At 61.4% G+C, this 16,886-nt stretch carries 15 protein-coding genes and 1 rRNA gene; 9 read left to right on the top strand and 7 right to left on the bottom strand.

Going from position 1 to position 16,886, the window contains the following annotated elements; genetic code table 11:
• Positions 1-22 precede the first annotated feature (22 nt).
• The 3 genes from AC1RDJ_RS10640 to AC1RDJ_RS10650 form a co-directional block, all read right to left on the bottom strand.
• Complete coding sequence (locus AC1RDJ_RS10640; protein WP_493027393.1) at positions 23-472, bottom strand: YchJ family protein; 450 nt, start codon at positions 470-472, stop codon at positions 23-25.
• A gap of 67 nt (positions 473-539) precedes the next feature.
• Entirely contained in the window at positions 540-1,826 is a 1,287-nt protein-coding gene (locus tag AC1RDJ_RS10645; RefSeq protein WP_493027394.1) for a D-amino acid dehydrogenase, read from the bottom strand.
• Between the two features lie 91 nt (positions 1,827-1,917).
• A complete protein-coding gene (locus AC1RDJ_RS10650) occupies positions 1,918-3,258 on the bottom strand; it encodes a serine hydrolase domain-containing protein (RefSeq protein ID WP_493027395.1) in 1,341 nt (446 codons plus the stop codon).
• 222 nt (positions 3,259-3,480) lie between these two features.
• On the opposite strand from AC1RDJ_RS10650, the gene AC1RDJ_RS10655 reads away from it, so the two are divergent.
• Complete coding sequence (locus AC1RDJ_RS10655; RefSeq protein ID WP_071326014.1) at positions 3,481-4,230, top strand: GntR family transcriptional regulator; 750 nt, start codon at positions 3,481-3,483, stop codon at positions 4,228-4,230.
• A gap of 86 nt (positions 4,231-4,316) precedes the next feature.
• Here the strand turns inward: AC1RDJ_RS10655 and AC1RDJ_RS10660 are convergent, their stop codons facing one another.
• The 3 genes from AC1RDJ_RS10660 to AC1RDJ_RS10670 form a co-directional block, all read right to left on the bottom strand.
• Positions 4,317-5,450, bottom strand: coding sequence for a nuclear transport factor 2 family protein (locus tag AC1RDJ_RS10660; RefSeq protein WP_493027396.1), 1,134 nt, complete (start codon positions 5,448-5,450; stop codon positions 4,317-4,319).
• A 142-nt stretch (positions 5,451-5,592) separates the two neighbouring features.
• On the bottom strand, positions 5,593-6,651 hold the full coding sequence (locus AC1RDJ_RS10665) for a helix-turn-helix transcriptional regulator (RefSeq protein ID WP_493027397.1): 1,059 nt from the start codon (positions 6,649-6,651) through the stop codon (positions 5,593-5,595).
• A gap of 94 nt (positions 6,652-6,745) precedes the next feature.
• Positions 6,746-7,003 (bottom strand): hypothetical protein, encoded by a 258-nt coding sequence (locus tag AC1RDJ_RS10670; RefSeq protein WP_493027398.1) that lies wholly within the window; start codon positions 7,001-7,003, stop codon positions 6,746-6,748.
• Between the two features lie 11 nt (positions 7,004-7,014).
• Here AC1RDJ_RS10670 and AC1RDJ_RS10675 point away from each other — a divergent pair, with 11 nt between their 5' ends.
• The 7 genes from AC1RDJ_RS10675 to AC1RDJ_RS10705 all read left to right on the top strand — a co-directional run bounded on the left by AC1RDJ_RS10675 (position 7,015) and on the right by AC1RDJ_RS10705 (position 14,457).
• A complete protein-coding gene (locus AC1RDJ_RS10675; RefSeq protein WP_493027399.1) occupies positions 7,015-7,896 on the top strand; it encodes an N-acetylmuramic acid 6-phosphate etherase in 882 nt (293 codons plus the stop codon).
• Positions 7,897-7,941: 45 nt separating this feature from the next.
• Positions 7,942-9,240 (top strand): MFS transporter, encoded by a 1,299-nt coding sequence (locus AC1RDJ_RS10680; RefSeq protein WP_071326019.1) that lies wholly within the window; start codon positions 7,942-7,944, stop codon positions 9,238-9,240.
• Positions 9,241-9,331: 91 nt separating this feature from the next.
• Positions 9,332-10,993 (top strand): glycoside hydrolase family 10-like protein, encoded by a 1,662-nt coding sequence (locus tag AC1RDJ_RS10685; protein ID WP_493027400.1) that lies wholly within the window; start codon positions 9,332-9,334, stop codon positions 10,991-10,993.
• A gap of 94 nt (positions 10,994-11,087) precedes the next feature.
• Positions 11,088-12,026 carry an N-acetylglucosamine kinase gene (locus AC1RDJ_RS10690; protein ID WP_493027401.1) on the top strand — a complete coding sequence of 313 codons (939 nt, stop codon included), beginning with the start codon at positions 11,088-11,090 and terminating at the stop codon, positions 12,024-12,026.
• 30 nt (positions 12,027-12,056) lie between these two features.
• On the top strand, positions 12,057-12,857 hold the full coding sequence (locus AC1RDJ_RS10695; RefSeq protein WP_071326022.1) for an N-acetylmuramoyl-L-alanine amidase: 801 nt from the start codon (positions 12,057-12,059) through the stop codon (positions 12,855-12,857).
• A gap of 83 nt (positions 12,858-12,940) precedes the next feature.
• Positions 12,941-13,843 (top strand): LysR family transcriptional regulator, encoded by a 903-nt coding sequence (locus tag AC1RDJ_RS10700; RefSeq protein WP_071326023.1) that lies wholly within the window; start codon positions 12,941-12,943, stop codon positions 13,841-13,843.
• Positions 13,843-14,457 carry a M15 family metallopeptidase gene (locus AC1RDJ_RS10705; protein ID WP_493027402.1) on the top strand — a complete coding sequence of 205 codons (615 nt, stop codon included), beginning with the start codon at positions 13,843-13,845 and terminating at the stop codon, positions 14,455-14,457. The genes AC1RDJ_RS10700 and AC1RDJ_RS10705 overlap by 1 nt, the downstream gene beginning before the upstream one ends.
• Here AC1RDJ_RS10705 and AC1RDJ_RS10710 read toward each other — a convergent pair whose 3' ends face one another.
• Positions 14,458-15,837, bottom strand: a complete 1,380-nt coding sequence (locus AC1RDJ_RS10710; RefSeq protein WP_493027403.1) for a sodium-dependent transporter — start codon at positions 15,835-15,837, stop codon at positions 14,458-14,460. It lies immediately after the preceding gene.
• Positions 15,838-16,318: 481 nt separating this feature from the next.
• Between AC1RDJ_RS10710 and AC1RDJ_RS10715 the strand changes: the two genes are divergently transcribed.
• A 16S ribosomal RNA gene (locus tag AC1RDJ_RS10715) occupies positions 16,319-16,886 on the top strand; the annotation flags it as partial.

Below are 16,886 nucleotides of genomic sequence, written 5' to 3' on the forward strand. Positions count from 1 at the left end.
TCGCCCGGTCTCTCGGGTCGCGCTATTCGGGAAAACTGCCGTCGAGATAAAACCAGCGCAGGGCGCCACCGCCCTCGCCCGCTTCGCGCACGAAACGGCTCACTTCATGCAGGCGGTGCGCGCGACCATTGACCTTGTAGCGGGCCACGAATTCCACGCTGTCGCGGTGCATCTCTTCGGCTTGATCTGCTGATATTGCTTTACGTTGACGTAAACGTAAAGCAGATTTTACCTCAAGTCCCAGCCAGTGGACTTTTTCTTCTTCGGTAAATAAAGCGTCGGCGGGACGGGTGCCGGGATGCCAGGTGGCCAGCAGATAGGGCTCGTCGCGCAAGGTGAAGGCCGTGTAGCGCGAGCGCATCAGCGCTTCGGCCGTGGGCGGCAAGGCATCGCCCGCGAGATACGGGCCGCAGCAGCTGGCGTAGGTGGCGCCGCCACAGGGGCAGGCGGCAGAGGTCGAGGGTGTGGGCATGCGGTGGCAGACAGGGAACGGGAAAGTTCCGCAATTATCCGCCATAAAGGCAGCGGCCAGGCGCGTGCTACTTTTTCAGGCAGAGGAAGTCCAGCGCGAATGGCGGCGCCTTGCCGGCTATCACATCGGCGAGGATGCGCGCCGTGCCGGCGGCAAAGGTAAAGCCCAGCGGACCATGGCCCACGTTCAGCCACAGGTTGGCGTACTTGCTGGCGCCCACCAGCGGCGCGCTGTTCGGCGTGGCGGGCCGCAAGCCGGCCCATGCCGTGGCCTGGTCGTAATCGGCGCCGCGCGGCATGGCCTCGCGCGCCAGCCGCGTCAGGCCGGCGATGCGGTTCCAGTCGATGCTGTTGTCGGCGCCCACCATGTCGACCATGGCGGCCACGCGCAGGTCGTTGCCGATGCGCGCATACAGCACCTTGCGCTCGAAATCCGTGATGCTGATCTCGGGCGCCTTGTCCTGCGCGCGGATGGGCGCCGTCAGGCTGTAGCCTTTCAATGGATACAGCGGCAGGTAAATGCCCGCCGTGGCGGCCAGGTCGCGACTCTGGATGCCGGCCGCCAGCACATAGTGATCTGCCTGCAACAGGCCCAGGCTGGTGTCGACGCCCGTGATCTTGCCGCGCTGCGTGACGAGGCGGCGCGCCTCGCCCTTGGGCAGCAGTGAAAAATTCGGGTGCTGCAGCAGGCGCGCCTCCAGGGCCAGGCAAAACGCGTGGCAATCGGCCACAGCTTCGCCCTCGGTAAAGATGCCGCCGGCCAGGGAGCCCTGCAGGGCGGCCAGCGCCGGTTCGCGCTGCACGGCTTCCAGCGGGGACAGCACGACGCGCGCCTCTTCCGATTCAGGCCGCGCCACGGCCCGCTGAAAGATGGCGGGCGAGCGGTAGACGATGAGCTTGCCCGCGTCGCGCCACGCATACGCTTCGGGCGGCACCGTCCATTCCAGCTGCGCCATGCCGGAGCGGCTTAATTCGCCGAGCTGCAGCAGCTTGGCCGTCGTGCGCGCATTGCTGGCCGCATTGCAATTGCGCAAGAAACTGGCCATCCAGCGCCATTGGCGCCAGTCGGCCTCGGGGCGGAAGCGCAGCGGGCCATCCTTCTGCAGCAGCCACTGCAAGGCTTTCAGGGGCACGCCGGCGTCCGCCAGCGGCGCCACATAGCGATAGCTGAGCTGACCGCCATTGCGGTAGCTGGCGGCGATGGCCACCTGTTCGTTACGTTCCAGTAGCGTGACCTTGTAGCCGGCCTCGGCCAGCCACCAGGCCGATGTCAGACCGACGACGCCGCCGCCGATGATGATGACTTGTTGCTGCATGTTGCCTCGCTGCGTTGCGCTCCCATGGTGCGGGAACATTCGGTGAGAGCTTAGAGGCTGGCCATCAAGGGAGCCAATGAAACATCATGGTGCAGCCATAACTTTCAGGAATGCACTATTTCAGTGCAAATTATTTATGATTGGCAATTGCACCACGGTATAAGGTGGTGAGGATTAATTCTTCGCTGCGTCCCATGGCGGAATACGTGCCCGGATACCGTGCGGGATCGCTGCCCGTGCCGCCGACGAGGCTGACCATGCCATTCTTGTTGGCAAAATCGAGCACGAAGGCCGAGACCAGGCCATACGCGTCGCCCAAATGGCCGACGGCCGTGAAGCTGGCGCCCTCGACCAGGCGGTTGCCCTGCCCCGTATCGGCATCGAATTGCTGGTTGCCCAGGCCCCAGGCGCGGTACAGGCCCCGTTCGCTGTCGCCATTGCCGCCATCGGGCGCCAGCTGCCATTGCCGGCCAAACATCAAGGCGATGCTGGCGGGTTGCAAGAGCTGTTTCCCCTGGTAGCGGCCGCCATCGAGCAGCATCTGCATGACCTTGCCCAGGCCGGCGGCGGAAATGCGCAAGCCGCCCGTGGGACTGAAGACGGTGGCATTGCTGCCGATCACATAGCGTTCGAGGCCGGCCGGCGCGGTTGGCGCCCGATGAAAATCGTCGACCTGTGCGATCCATGGCCCGTGCGGCTGCCAGACTTCCGTGTCGGGCGCGCGCTTGCGGTACAGCGTGGCCGTGTCCGCCACCTCCCCGGCAGAGAATGTCGCCGGGTTATAGCCGCCGCGCAGTGCCAGCGGATCGAGCAGCAGGCGCCGCATCAGCAGGTCGAAGCGCTCGCCCGTGACTTGCTCCATGACGGTGCCGATCACGCCCCAGTTCAGGTTGGCATACGTAAAATAGCGGCCTGGCGCCGCGGCCGCATCCCACATGAGGTCGCCACCGGCCGTAAACACGTCGCGCAGGCTGCGCTCGGGTCCCCAGGCATAGCCGCCCGTGTCGCGCAGCGAGGAGGTGTGGCTGAGCAAGCTGCGCAAGGTCACTGGCTGTTGCGGAAAGTGCGGGTTGCGCAGCGAAAAGCCCAGGTATATGCCCACATCCTGGTCCAGGCTCAGCTTGCCTTGCTCGACCAGCCGCATCAGTCCCAGCGTGGTCATCATCTTCGACAGCGAGGCGATGCGGAACAGGGTGGCGGGCGTCACGGGCAAGTTCTGCGCCGGCGCGGCGCCGAGATGCCGGTAGCCAAATTGTTGCTGATACGACAGCTTGCCATGGCGGATCGCCAGCACGGACAGGCTGGCCAGCGGATGCGCCCGGTCCTCGACGATGGCGGACAGGGCCGCATCGAGCGCGTGCTGCCGTGCGGGCAGGACGTTGCCGGCGCCGCTGTCCGATGGTGCGGCCAGCGCCGGCCAGGCGCTGCCCAGCAGTAGCAGGCCGAGCAGGCCCGTCATGTTCTTTTTCATGGTGTCACCGCCCCTGTTGGTTGCCCCGCCAGCATAGGGCGCGATGGTGTCGGACGCCAATGAATATTGCTTATTTATCTATAATGCAAAGCTATATGTATGGTAAAACATTGTTTTTTTAAGTGTATAACCGTTATTTATGGTCATTTTCCATTTATTCATGGGCGGACGGGATACGCGCAAGCGCCATCGCTATTACACTAGGAGGACAAGGAGAACTGTATGAGCCAGACCAGCGTAGAACTCAAGGTCGATTTAAATGACAATTCGCCTTTATATATGCAGATCGCCCGCAAGCTGAGCGATGACGTACGCAACGGCCGCTACCAGGTAGACCAGGCCCTGCCATCCGAACGTACCCTGTCCGAACTGCTTGACGTGTCGCGCGTGACGGCGCGCAAGGCCATCGACCAGCTCGTCGAGCAAGGCCTCGTCGTGCGCCGTCGCGGTTCGGGCAACTATATTGCCCCGCGCATCGAACAGCCGCTGTCGAATCTGTCGAGCTTTTCCGAGCAGCTGCAGCAGCGCGGCTACCGTCCCGGTTCGCGCTGGCTCAAGCGCGAAGTCGTCATCGCCAGCAGCGATGAACAGCTGAGCCTGGGCCTGGCGCAGAACACGAAAGTGGCGCGCCTGGAGCGCTTGCGCCTGGCCGACGACGTGGTGATGGCGTATGAAGTGAGCGTGCTGCCGTTCAGCGTGGTGCCGGACCCGGCCGCCATGGGCGATTCGCTGTATGAATACTTGAGCAGTATCAGGAAGGCGCCCGTGCGCGCCCTGCAGCATATCCGCGCCATGAATGCGACGGCCGTGCTGGCCAAGCAGCTGGGCATCCCCGATGGCCAGGCCGTGCTGTTCATCACGCGCATCGCCTACCTGGACTCGGGCGAAGCGGTGGAACTCACGCATTCGTATTGCCGCAGCGATCACTACGACTTCGTGGCCGAAATGCGCCGCGCCCCCAGTCCCCTGTAAACACCGCGCGCGTCTCCCTGACGGGCCCGCGTTGCTCACCGCACGCCGGTGCGGCGCCGCGGCCCGCCCCGCCAGGAAAGCGCCCGCTACTGTTCGATCAGGCGGATCATGGATTCCGCCACGCCAACGGACGATTCCCAGCTCATGCCCGTCACCAGCCGGCCATCGACCTCGACGTGACTCTTGCCGTTGGCGCCGTGCCTGAATATGCCGCCATGGCGCTTGATGCTGGCTTCTGCCGAAAAGGGATAGGCCTTGTATACCGGCGATTCCTTGTTGAGAAACGCATCGGGGAACGAGGTGAGCACCTTGCCCTGGATGAGGAAAGTACCGTCACGTAGCTTCAGGTTCTTGATGCCCTCGGTGCCATGGCAGATGGCCGCGATCACCCCACCCTGTTGTTCGTAGATACGCAAGGCGATGTCCTGGAGCGCCTGGTTTTCCGGGATGCCGACGATGGCCGCGCCGCCGCCGACGAAAGCCATGCCTGCATACTCGTCTGCCCTGACTTCGGAGACGGGCTTGGTATGGGCCAGTGCCCACATGAAATCACTGTCGTACAGATGCTTCTTGAGCAGCTCGTCCGATGTGACGATCATTTCCAGGGGAATGGCGCCCCCCTCGGGACTGACGAAGTCGACGGCATACCCTGCTTTGCGAAATGCATCATAGGTATAGGCCAGCTCGGGAAAATTATTGCCTGCATTAACCTTTGTACCGGGATATTGATGCACATTCGACACCACCAGCAGCACCTTGCGTGCCTGGCGCGGGGCAGCTGGCTCGCGATGGGCCGACTTGCTGATGATCTTCCAGTTGCCGGCGATCTTTTTCAAAAGAAACACATCGACATAGCGGACCCCTTGCTGGGGAATGTGGATCTCGGCCTTGGCGCTGGCCACCTTGCCGCTCACATCGACCTTGATCAGTCGCCCGTGGCGCCCATTGAATTGCCCTATTTTCTCTTGGGAAAAGAGTTTGGCGTATTCCGGACCGCTCAACTCCCATTCCACATCGTTTTTACCGTCCAGGTAAAGGCGGGAGGTTGCGAGGAAGGCCTGGTTGATCTCGCTCTGCACGTTGTAGCTGGTGCCATGCAGATACAGGCGCACGGTCTCCCGGATGGCATTTTCGTCCTGGTCTGCGGTTGCGGCGGTGCCGGCGGCGGTGATGCTTAACAAGCAACAGGCGAATACCGTCCGCAATAAAAACTGAATCATGGCTTTACCCTGAATAAAGAACTACGTTTATCGGAGCAACGACCGATGCTGATCGCTGGTGCTCGATAAGTTATCGAAATACAGGGGAATTGATGTCGCCAAACATGATTTCAGACTCCGGAATGGCGATTCCGGAGAGGTTTTACGCGGACATGGCCCTGGCCGCCTGGCTGGATTGGGCCCGGAAGCTGGCAGGAGTCTGCCCAGCCACTTTCTTGAAGGTCGAGTAGAAGGTGGAGCTGGAATTGAACCCGCAGCGCTCGGCAACGATATCCATGTTCAATTGCGGCTCGTCGCTCAATACCTGTTTCGCTTCGGCGATACGGTATTCGTTGACGTAGGTAGTGAAGCTCTTGCCCAGCTTGTCATTCAGTACCTGCGACACCTGCGCCTGCGTGCATCCCGCCCGCTTGGCGAGTTGGGCCAGGGTCAGATTCGGATTCAGATAGGATTTCTGTTCGGTCATCAGTTGTTCCAGCGCAGCGAGCACGGCAAGCGTATCTTCGTGCGCCAGGCGGTTATTCCGGTACTTCTGCCTGGGCTCGGATGGCGTCAGGCTTTCCTTTCTCAGCAGAAAGACCATGACCGCCACATGCAGCGAGAAGGTGAACGACAAGGCGCCGACAATATAGGACGTGAACGGCGTGCTCGCGTACGCCACCAGCATGACGCAACTGCCTGCATAGACGCTGAGCGGGAGCACGGTGCTGGCCGCCATCCGGTGTCCGTCGTTCGACCATACCTGGCGGGTTTGCCAGAGCAACCTGGCGGTCGCCAGCAGGTAGCCTAGCCAGAACACATGGATGGCATGACTCGACAGGTTCCACGCAGCACGATACGCGGTATACGGAAAGGCGACGCCTATGCCGATCAGCAGGAAGGACAAGCCCAGATGCCAACGCCATTGTTGTCCAGCAGGCAGTTGCGCGAGCCCGGCGATGAAAGCGCGTACATAGAGATAGGTCAAGGGACCGATCAGCAGGCAGGCCGACAGGCCCAGCTGGCGGAATTCGAGGGCGATCGCCGGGTTGAAGAAGAGGAAGGCGGACTTGGCGGTGCGCACCCCGACGGCCAGCAGCAAGGCACCCAGCATGCAGTCGGCGAGGCAGCGGGGCCGGCGGCTGAAAAAATAGACGGCCAGGAAAATTCCGTTGATGGCGCCCAGGGCGCTAAACAAGAACAGCAATTGGCGAGCGATCATGGGGCGTGTCGTTGATTATGGCGTCGAACCGAAGTATAGACACAAACGGGGCCAAAACTTGGCCCTGGGCCCCTGAATTAATAATTATGATTATTTATTTCGCAACAGTGACTTGCGCTGCGGGCGGCGGCAGTGGTTCGTCGTATTTCGAGCGACACAGCCCGATGAGCTTGCCGTGAGCCGACTGGTTTGCCGGCACTGCGGTCAACATCGTTGCCAGCACCTTGCGCACCGGGGAATGGGCGGCGAACGGCCGCAGCGGCACTAGCCATAAACTCCCGTTATGCCCGCCCGCCATCCTTTCATGGCTGGCCGTGCTGGTTGGTATTAAACTGGTTTCACCTTCAACCATGTTCTGAAATCATGTTGAAAACTGAAACCCCGAGCCGGCGGCATCCGGACCTGGACCTGTATCCGGTGGAACAGCTGGTGGCGGCGCTGGTCGATGACCAGTTCTGGGCCGTCGAAGCCGTGCGGCTGGCGTCGCCGCAGATCACGGCAGCCATCACGGCCGCCCTGCCCCGCATCGCCGGCGGCGGACGCCTGCTGTATGTGGGCGCGGGCACCTCGGGCCGCTTGGGCGTGCTCGATAGCGTGGAACTGAATCCCACCTTTTCCTGGCCGCCGGAACGGGCCGTCGCCATCCTGGCTGGCGGCGCGGGCGCCATGTTTACGGCCGTCGAAGGGGCGGAAGATGATTTATCGCAAGGCGAGGCGGACTTGCTGGCCTTGCTGCCGCAAGAAAACGATGTCGTGCTGTTGCTGGCCGCTTCCGGCGCCACGCCCTATGTGCTGGGCGCCTTGCTGGCCGCGCGCAAGGCGGGTGCCTTGACCATCGGCATTGTCAACAACGTGGATGCGCCCGTGGCGCGCGAGGCCGCCTACGGCATCGTGCTCGACACGGGCACGGAAGTCATTTCCGGCAGCACGCGCCTGAAAGCGGGCACGGCGCAAAAAATCACCCTGAACACGATTTCCAGCGCCCTGATGGTGGGTTTGCATAAAACTTATGGAAACTTGATGGTAGACTTGAAGCCGACCAACGCCAAGCTGATCTGGCGGGCCGTGCGCCTGACCATGCATGCCACGGGCGCCAGCGAGGTGCAGGCCAGGATGGTGCTGGAGCAGTGCCAATTTCACGTCAAGGTGGCGATTGTTGCCTTGATCAAAAAAATTAATACAAACCAGGCACAGGCATTGTTGGCCGGCGCGAACGGCAGTGTGCGGGCGGCACTGGCGGCTTGATCCGATGGCGCGGCATTCTTCTGTCTGGCAGACGATGAAGGATGTATGGAGCTTGTGAAACAAACCGCCCCGGCGCGCGCGAAAAACCCGTGGCTGTGGATCCCCTCCCTGTATTTCGGCCAGGGCATTCCCTACGTGGTGGTCATGACACTGTCCGTGATCATGTACAAGAACTACGGTTTCTCGAATACCGATATCGCGCTGTATACCAGTTGGTTGTACTTGCCGTGGGTCATCAAGCCGCTGTGGTCGCCCTTCATCGACATGTACCGCACCAAGCGCTTCTGGATCGTCGGCCTGCAACTGGTGATCGGCGCCGCGCTGGCGCTGGTGGCCCTGACGACGTCCTTGCCGCACTTCTTCCAGATCAGCCTAGCCATTTTCTGGCTGATGGCCTTTAGTTCCGCCACGCATGATATCGCCGCCGACGGCTTTTATATGCTGGGCCTGGAACAGCACCAGCAGGCGGCCTTCGTCGGCGTGCGCAGCACGTTTTACCGTCTGGCCATGATCGCCGGCCAGGGCGGCCTCGTGTACCTGGCCGGCTACCTGACGCATGCGACGGGCAATGTGCAGCTGGCCTGGTCCGTCGTGTTTGCCATCCTGGCGGGCCTGTTCATCGCCCTCTTCCTGTACCACTATTTCATCTTGCCCAAGCCCAAGGATGACCGGCCCAGCATCCAGGCAGCGGGTGTTTCTCCGTTGCAAGAATTCGTCGCCACCTTTGCCGCCTTCTTCAAGAAGAAGGATATCCTCGTCATCCTCGGCTTTTTGCTGCTGTTCCGCCTCGGCGAAGCGCAATTGCTCAAACTGGCCGCGCCCTTCCTGCTCGACCCCGTCGCCAAGGGCGGCCTGGGTCTCAGCACGGAACAGGTTGGTCTCGTCTACGGCACCATCGGCGTGATTGCCCTGACCCTCGGCGGCTTGCTGGGCGGCTACATCATTTCCCGCTTCGGCTTGAAACGCTGCCTGTGGATCATGGTGCTGTCCGTCCACTTGCCCGACCTGGTCTTCGTTTACCTGGCTACGGCCATGCCCAGCAATATATACCTGATCGCCGGAGGCATTGCGCTGGAGCAATTTGGTTATGGCTTCGGCTTCGCGTCGTACATGCTGTACATGATCATGGTTTCCGATGGCGCGCATAAAACGGCCCATTACGCCATCTGCACGGGCTTCATGGCCCTGGGCATGATGTTGCCGGGCATGGCCAGCGGCTGGATACAGCAAATGTTGGGCTACCAGCACTTCTTCATCTGGGTCTGCATCGCCACCATTCCCGCCTTCATCATGGCCGCGCTGGTCAAGATCGATCCCGAATTCGGCAAGAAGGCGCCCGCCTGATTCTTTTATCGTGCGCGCCCGCAGGGAATGCGGGCGCACAGTAAAATGCCCGCACCGATAGACCTGCGCTCCACCACTGCAAGGAATTGTTTTGTTGTCTACTTTGAAAAAACGCCTGGGCGTCACGGCCGGCGTGCTGGCCGCGCTGGCCGCCGCCACTTTGCTCAGCAGTTGTACCAGCACCAGGATGCCATCCGCAGTGACGCCGGGCGAAGCGGGCTTGCCCGCCGTGCCGCCCGTGCAGCACATCACGGGCGAAGTGCCGCCGCCGGCGCCGCGCGAATTTCGCGCCGCCTGGGTCTCGACGGTCGCCAATATCGACTGGCCCAGCCGCAACAATTTGCCGGTGGCCAAGCAGCAAGCCGAGGCCATCGCTATCCTCGATCGTGCCAAGTCCTTGAATTTGAACGCGATTGTGCTGCAGGTACGCCCCAGCGCCGACACGATTTACCCGTCGCAGCTGGAGCCATGGTCGGAATACCTGACTGGCAAGCAAGGCCAGCCACCATTGCCCCTGTATGACCCGCTGGCCTTCTGGGTGGCGCAGGCGCATGCGCGCGGACTGGAATTGCATGCTTGGTTCAATCCCTACCGGGCCCGTCACGCGACGGCCAAATCGCCGCTGGCGCGCGACAGTTTTGCCTCGACCAATCCGGCGTCCGTCAAGCAATACGGCCGCTACCTGTGGATGGACCCGGGTGACGCCGCCGCTTCGAAGCACACGACGGACGTGGTGCTGGACGTGGTGCGCCGCTACGATATCGATGGCGTGCACATCGACGATTACTTTTATCCGTATCCGATCGACGCGCCAGGCGCCGGCGCCGGCGCCGAAACGGCCGCGCTGGACGCGGGCAATGGCGGCGCCAAGCGCGAACTGCCGTTTCCCGATGAGCCTTCCTGGCAGCAATATCTGCTGGCCGGCGGCCAGCTGGACCGCCCTTCCTGGCGCCGCCAGAACGTCAACCAGCTGATCGAGGCGTTATACACAGGCATCCACCGCGAAAAGAGCTGGGTGCGCTTCGGCATCAGCCCGTTCGGCATCGGCCGTCCGGACCGCCGCCCTGCCGGCATCGTCGGCTTCAGCCAGTACGACAAATTGTATGCGGATGCGGAACTGTGGCTGGCCAAGGGCTGGCTCGACTACCTGTCGCCGCAGCTGTACTGGCCCGTGGCGCAGGCGCCGCAGGCGTTTGGCGTGCTGCTCGACTACTGGCTGGCGCAAAATCCGTATGGCCGCCATGTGTGGCCGGGCTTGTATACGAGTCGCATCGACAATTCCGCCAAGTCCTTCACGCCGCAAGAGATCATCAAGCAGGTCGAAGTGACGCGCACGCGCCCCGGCGCGAACGGGCAAGTGCATTTCAGCATGGTGCCATTGATGCAGAACCGCAAGGGTGTCAGCGAGCAACTCAAGGCCACCGTGTATCAAAGTCCGGCTCTGGTTCCCGCCACGCCATGGCTGGGCAAGGAAGCGCCCGGCACGCCGCTGCTGGCCTTGCGCCGCGATTCCACCAGCCTGAACATCAAATTGACGGCAGGCGGCGGCAAGCCCGTGGCCCAGTATGCGGTCTGGGCCCGTTACGGCGAAGACTGGCGCTTTACCGTGGTCACGGGCGTGCAAGGCGAGCTGACCCTGGTTGACGATGCCATCGGTAAAGTCAATGCGGTGGTGGTCAGCGCCGTGGACCGCCTCGGCAATGAAAGCGCGCGCGTCACCGTGCGCGCCCCGTTTACGACCCCTGCCAAGTAGCTTTTTCCGCGTCACCGGCAGTCCATAACCTGCAGGCATGAAACATGCGCAAGCTTTCATGCCTGCCGGATGCGCTTGGCTTTACACTCATGCCATGATTTCCTTCCCTACAGTCAATAATGGCGCTGCCGTGCTCGGCCTGGGCATCGACGCGGGCGGCACGCAGACGCGCTGGGCCCTGGCCGGCGCGGACGGCGCCATCGTGGCCGACGGCGCCGTGGACGGCTTGTCTGCCTTGCAAATGAGCAGCGATGCGGGCCGCGCGGCCGTGCACGCCACATTTGCGCAATTGTGCCAGGCCGTGCTGGCTGTCGGCCAGCCGCGCGCCGTGGTGGCCGGATTGACGGGCTTTGGCGGCGACGATGTTGTGCTGGCGCAAGCGCTGGCCGGTTTGCTGGCGCTCGACGTTACGGACATCCGCTTGTGCAATGATATTGAAATCGCATATCGCGACAGTTTTGCGCCGGGCCAGGGTTACCTGGTCTACGCGGGCACGGGGTCGATTGCTGCCTGGATCGATACGGATGGCGTGTTTCACCGCGCGGGCGGGCGCGGCGTGCTGCTCGACGATGGCGGCGGCGGTTACTGGATCGCCCGCGAAGCCTTGCGCCAGATCTGGCGCCGCGAAGACGAGGCGCCCGGCAGCTGGCAGGCATCGCCCATGGCCGAGGCCGTGTTTGCGCATGTGGGCGGCAGCGACTGGTCGCTGTCGCGCGCCTTCATGTATGGCCAGGATCGGGGTACCATCGGCCGGCTGGCGCTGGCCGTCGCCGCCAGTGCCGAAAACGACCCGCTGGCGCTGGACATCTTGCAGCGCGCGGGGCAGGAATTGGCGCGCCTGGCCCTGGCCCTGGTGGCGCGCCATGGTCCGCGTCCCGTGGTGCTGGCGGGCCGCGCGGCGCAGTTGCACCCGGCGATGGCGGCAGCCATGCGCGCCGCATTGCCGGTATCGTTGCAGATGGAACAAAGAATTGCCCGTCCGCATGACGCAGCGGCCAGGCAGGCGGCCAGCCTGGCGGCCGGCAAAGACTGAACATTTTATTAACCCGATCACGGATCTTTCATGAAAAAAATCGCCCTCGCCATGCTGGTGGCCCTGCTCTCCGCGTGTACCACGCCCGCGCCGCACCTCGACCATAGCTTGAACGCGCGCAGCCAGAGCCCGCGCGTGAAATTCATCGTCATCCATTACACGGTCAGCGACCTGCCCCGTTCGATCAAGATCCTCACGGAACAAGTGGTCAGCAGCCATTATTTGCTGACCGATACGGACAAGCCGAAGTTTTACGTGCTGGTCGACGAATCGCGCCAGGCCAATCACGCCGGTGTGAGTAACTGGAAGACGTATACACAGTTGAATGTCAGCTCGATCGGCATCGAGATCGTCAACCCTGGCTACAAGGACACGCCGGAAGGCCGCCTCTGGTATCCATTCCCGCAGGCGCAGATCGACGAGCTGATCCCGTTGCTGAAGGATATACAGGCGCGCTACAACATTGCACCGGAAAACATCCTGGGCCACAACGAGATCGCGCCGCAGCGCAAGCAGGACCCGGGTCCGCTGTTCCCATGGCGCCAACTGGCCGATGCGGGCCTGATCGTCTGGCCCGACGCCAACCGCGTGGCCGCGCAGCGCATCATTTTTGATCAGCAAGTGCCGGATGCCGTCTGGTTCCAGAAAAAGCTGGCCCAGCATGGCTATGCGACGCCAAACACGGGCGTGTTCGACGAAGCGACGCGCAATGTGCTGATCGCCTTCCAGATGAAATACCGCAATAAGTTGTTCGATGGCACGCCGGATGGCGAAACGGCGGCCCTGCTGGAAGTGCTGACGACGCCGGCACCCGCTGTTGTAGCAAAGTAGCACGGCCGTTCCAGCCCATGACTTTTTCTTATATGCTGAACTCTTACGGCCTCGACGGTCAAAGCACGGTAAAGGAATAGCTCATGCGGCTGCGTCATATCGAAGTGTTTCACGCCATCATGCAAGTTGGCACCATCAGCGGCGCCGCCCAGGTGCTGCATATCTCGCAACCGGCCGTGACCAAGGTCTTGCAGCATTGCGAGTTGCAACTGGGCATGCCGCTGTTCGAGCGCGTGCGGGGCAAGCTGTACCCGAAGCCCGAGGCGCACCGCTTGTTTGTCGAGACGGAAAAGCTCAACCGTGATTTATTGGGCATCCGCCGCCTGGCGGCCAGCCTGAAGGGCCATGCGGTGGAAACCATCCGCCTGGTGTCCACGCCGACGATCGCCATCAGTGTCTTGCCGTTCGCCATGACCGAGTGGCGGCGGGACTTTCCCCACACGCGTTGCCAGCTGGCCACCCACCACACGGGCGAGATCGTCAATACCCTGCGCCTGGGTGAGGCGGACCTGGCCGTATCGTTGCAAGACCCGCGCCATCCGGGCATCGTGGCCGAACCGCTCGCGCACGGCGTCATGACGGTCATCGCTTCCGCCGGCACCTGGCATGCGGCCGATTGCGGCACGCCGCTGACGGCGCATGGCCTCAGCGGCGAGCTGATCGGCCATGCCGACAACGATCCGCTGGGCGAACTGGTGGTCGCCGCGTGCGAGGCGCAGGATATCCACCCCGTCTTTTCCACGGTGGTGCAGACCTATCAAATCGCCCGTTCCCTGGTGGAAGCGGGTGCCGGCATGGCGGTGGTTGACCCGTTTACGGCAGCGTCCGGTTCGCCCGAACGGCTGCAGCGCCGGCCCTGGGCGCCAGCCATCCCCATACAACTGTATTTATTGACGGCGAGCCACTCGCCGCTGTCGCATGGCGCGCGGCGCCTGGCCGACAGCATCGGCGTGGCCGCGCGTAACTGCCTGGAAAGAGGAGTCTGATGTCTGTTGCAAGTTTGCAATTGGAAGAGGTGGGCAGCGATCCGCAATTTCGCCACCTGAGCAGCATCGCCGGCATTGCCGTCGATTTGCGTTATGCCACGCCCGACAATTTCGTCGGCCGCGATTTATACAGCCCCATCGATTGTGCCTGGTTGCACCGCGACGCCGCCGCCGCCCTGGAAAAAGCCGTGGCCTGGCTGGCCGAGCGGCGGCCTGACCATCATCTGCTGGTGCTTGATGCCCTGCGCCCGCAACGGGTACAGCAACAATTGTGGGATGCGTTGCAGGGAACGGAGCTGCTCGGCTATATCGCCGAACCGTCGCGCGGCTCGATCCACTCGTTCGGTATGGCGCTCGACCTCACCATCGTCGGACCGGACGGCCAGGAACTCGATATGGGGACGGGGTTTGACGATCTGAGTGAGCGCTCGCACCCGGCACTGGAGCTGGCCTTGCTGGAACAGGGGGAAATTACGGAGGAGCACGTGGAACATCGCCGCCTGTTGCGCAACGCCATGTTCCAGGCGGGCTTTTTCGGCATCAACAGCGAATGGTGGCATTTCGATTGCGGTGACCGGGTGCTGGTGCGCCAGACCTACACCCGGGTGCTCTGATTAAAAGACCTTTAATCCCTTCAGCATCACGATCAGGATCAGCACGGGCGAGACAAAGCGCAGCAGGAACAGCAGCACATGCGCCAGGGTTTTATTTTGCAACTGGCCGTGATTGCCGATCGCCTCAATGAAGTTCTGCTTGCCCCAGGCCCAGCCTGTAAACAAGGCGATGGCGATGCCGCCCACGGGCAGGAAGATATTTGACGAGACAAAGTCGAACAGATCAAACATATTCAAGTGAAACAGCTTGAAATCCGCCAGCGTGCTGTTACTCAAGGCGCACACGGAGCCGAGCACGGCCAGCAGCAGCATGGTCACGATGGTGGCCTTGGTACGCGTCCAGCCGAAACGCTCATGGAAAATCACCACTGGCACTTCCATCAGCGACAGCATCGCCCCCGTGGCGGCCACGGCGGCCAGGATGAAAAACACCACCATCAGGACTTGCCCCATGGGGATTTGCGAAAACACGGCCGGGATCGTGATGAACACCAGCGACGGTCCTGCGCTGGGGGCAAAACCAAACGTGAACACGGCGGGGAAGATGGCGATGCCAGCCAGCATCGATACACCGAGGTCGGCCGCCATCACGCGCAAGGTGGTGACGGGGATATTCTGGTCATCGCGGAAATAACTGCCGTAGGTCATCATCGTACCCATGCCGACGGACAACTTAAAGAAGGCCAGGCCCATGGCCGTCAGTACGACGGAGGCCGTCAGCTTGGAAAAATCAGGACGGAACAGAAAGGCCAGGCCTTCGCCGGCTTTATCGAGCGACAGGCTGACTGCGCAGAGCAGCAACAGCAGCAGGAACAGCAGCGGCATCAGCTTCTTGGCGATCGCTTCGATGCCTTTGGTTACGCCCAGCATCAGGATGCCACCGATAAACAACAGCACGCCCCATTGCCACAGCAGCGATTGCAATGGATTGCTGATCAGCGAAGCGAAGGCCGCTTCCGTCACCAGCTTGTCGCTGCTGAGGATGGAGCCATCGATGGCCTTGACGATATAGGCAAACACCCAGCCCACGACTTCCGAATAGAACGCGACGATCAGGAAGGCGGCCACCATGCCGATGAGGCCGACCAGCCACCAGGGCTTGCCCTTGGGCGCCAGCTGTTCCATGGTGGAAATCGGATTGACCTTGGCCCGGCGTCCCAGGGTGATTTCCGCGATCATCACGGGCAATCCCACTAACAAGGTGGCGAGTAAATAAATGAGCAGGAAGCCGGCGCCGCCATTGGCGCCCGTCAAATAGGGGAATTTCCAGATATTGCCGAGACCGACTGCGGAACCGAGGGTGGCGGCGAGTACGCCGAAGCCAGTGGTAAAGCCAGCTCGTTTCAGGGTCAGGCCTGATCCTTGAGCTTGTTGTTTCATGGTGAATCTTCTATGGATGGACGCGGATTTGCGCTGAGGGGGCGAAATTGTAGCAGCTGGCCGCAAATACCCCGGAAAAGCCTTGCTTCTACAGGGGCGCTTTGCTATAGTTCGCCTCCCCAATGAGACGCACTAGTTTGCGGCACAAAAGGGACGGCCTTCCGGGGCTGGGTAGTAAAAAGAAGGAGTTGACGGATAGCGAAATGCTTCATACTCTTCCTTCTTCGCAGCTGACAAACACAACGCTTTGTCGATAGCGCGAAAGCAGTAACCGAATACAGTTCTTTAACAATTAACAGTCGATAAGTGTGGGCATTTGATGTAGTGCAGCGTCGATCTTCGGATTGGCGTAATACTTAAAATATCAAATGTTCACAAGAAATAATGAAATAGGATACTTCTTCGGAAGTAGCCTGTCAGTTTTTTGAGTGAGCGACCCGTCGCAAGACGGTGCCAATAAAATGGCAAAGTAACAGAGATTAAACTGAAGAGTTTGATCCTGGCTCAGATTGAACGCTGGCGGCATGCCTTACACATGCAAGTCGAACGGCAGCACGGAGCTTGCTCTGGTGGCGAGTGGCGAACGGGTGAGTAATATATCGGAACGTACCCTAGAGTGGGGGATAACGTAGCGAAAGTTACGCTAATACCGCATACGATCTAAGGATGAAAGTGGGGGATCGCAAGACCTCATGCTCGTGGAGCGGCCGATATCTGATTAGCTAGTTGGTAGGGTAAAAGCCTACCAAGGCATCGATCAGTAGCTGGTCTGAGAGGACGACCAGCCACACTGGAACTGAGACACGGTCCAGACTCCTACGGGAGGCAGCAGTGGGGAATTTTGGACAATGGGCGAAAGCCTGATCCAGCAATGCCGCGTGAGTGAAGAAGGCCTTCGGGTTGTAAAGCTCTTTTGTCAGGGAAGAAACGGTGAGAGCTAATATCTCTTGCTAATGACGGTACCTGAAGAATAAGCACCGGCTAACTACGTGCCAGCAGCCGCGGTAATACGTAGGGTGCAAGCGTTAATCGGAATTACTGGGCGTAAA

The organism is Janthinobacterium sp. GW822-FHT07H10 (genome assembly GCF_058798675.1).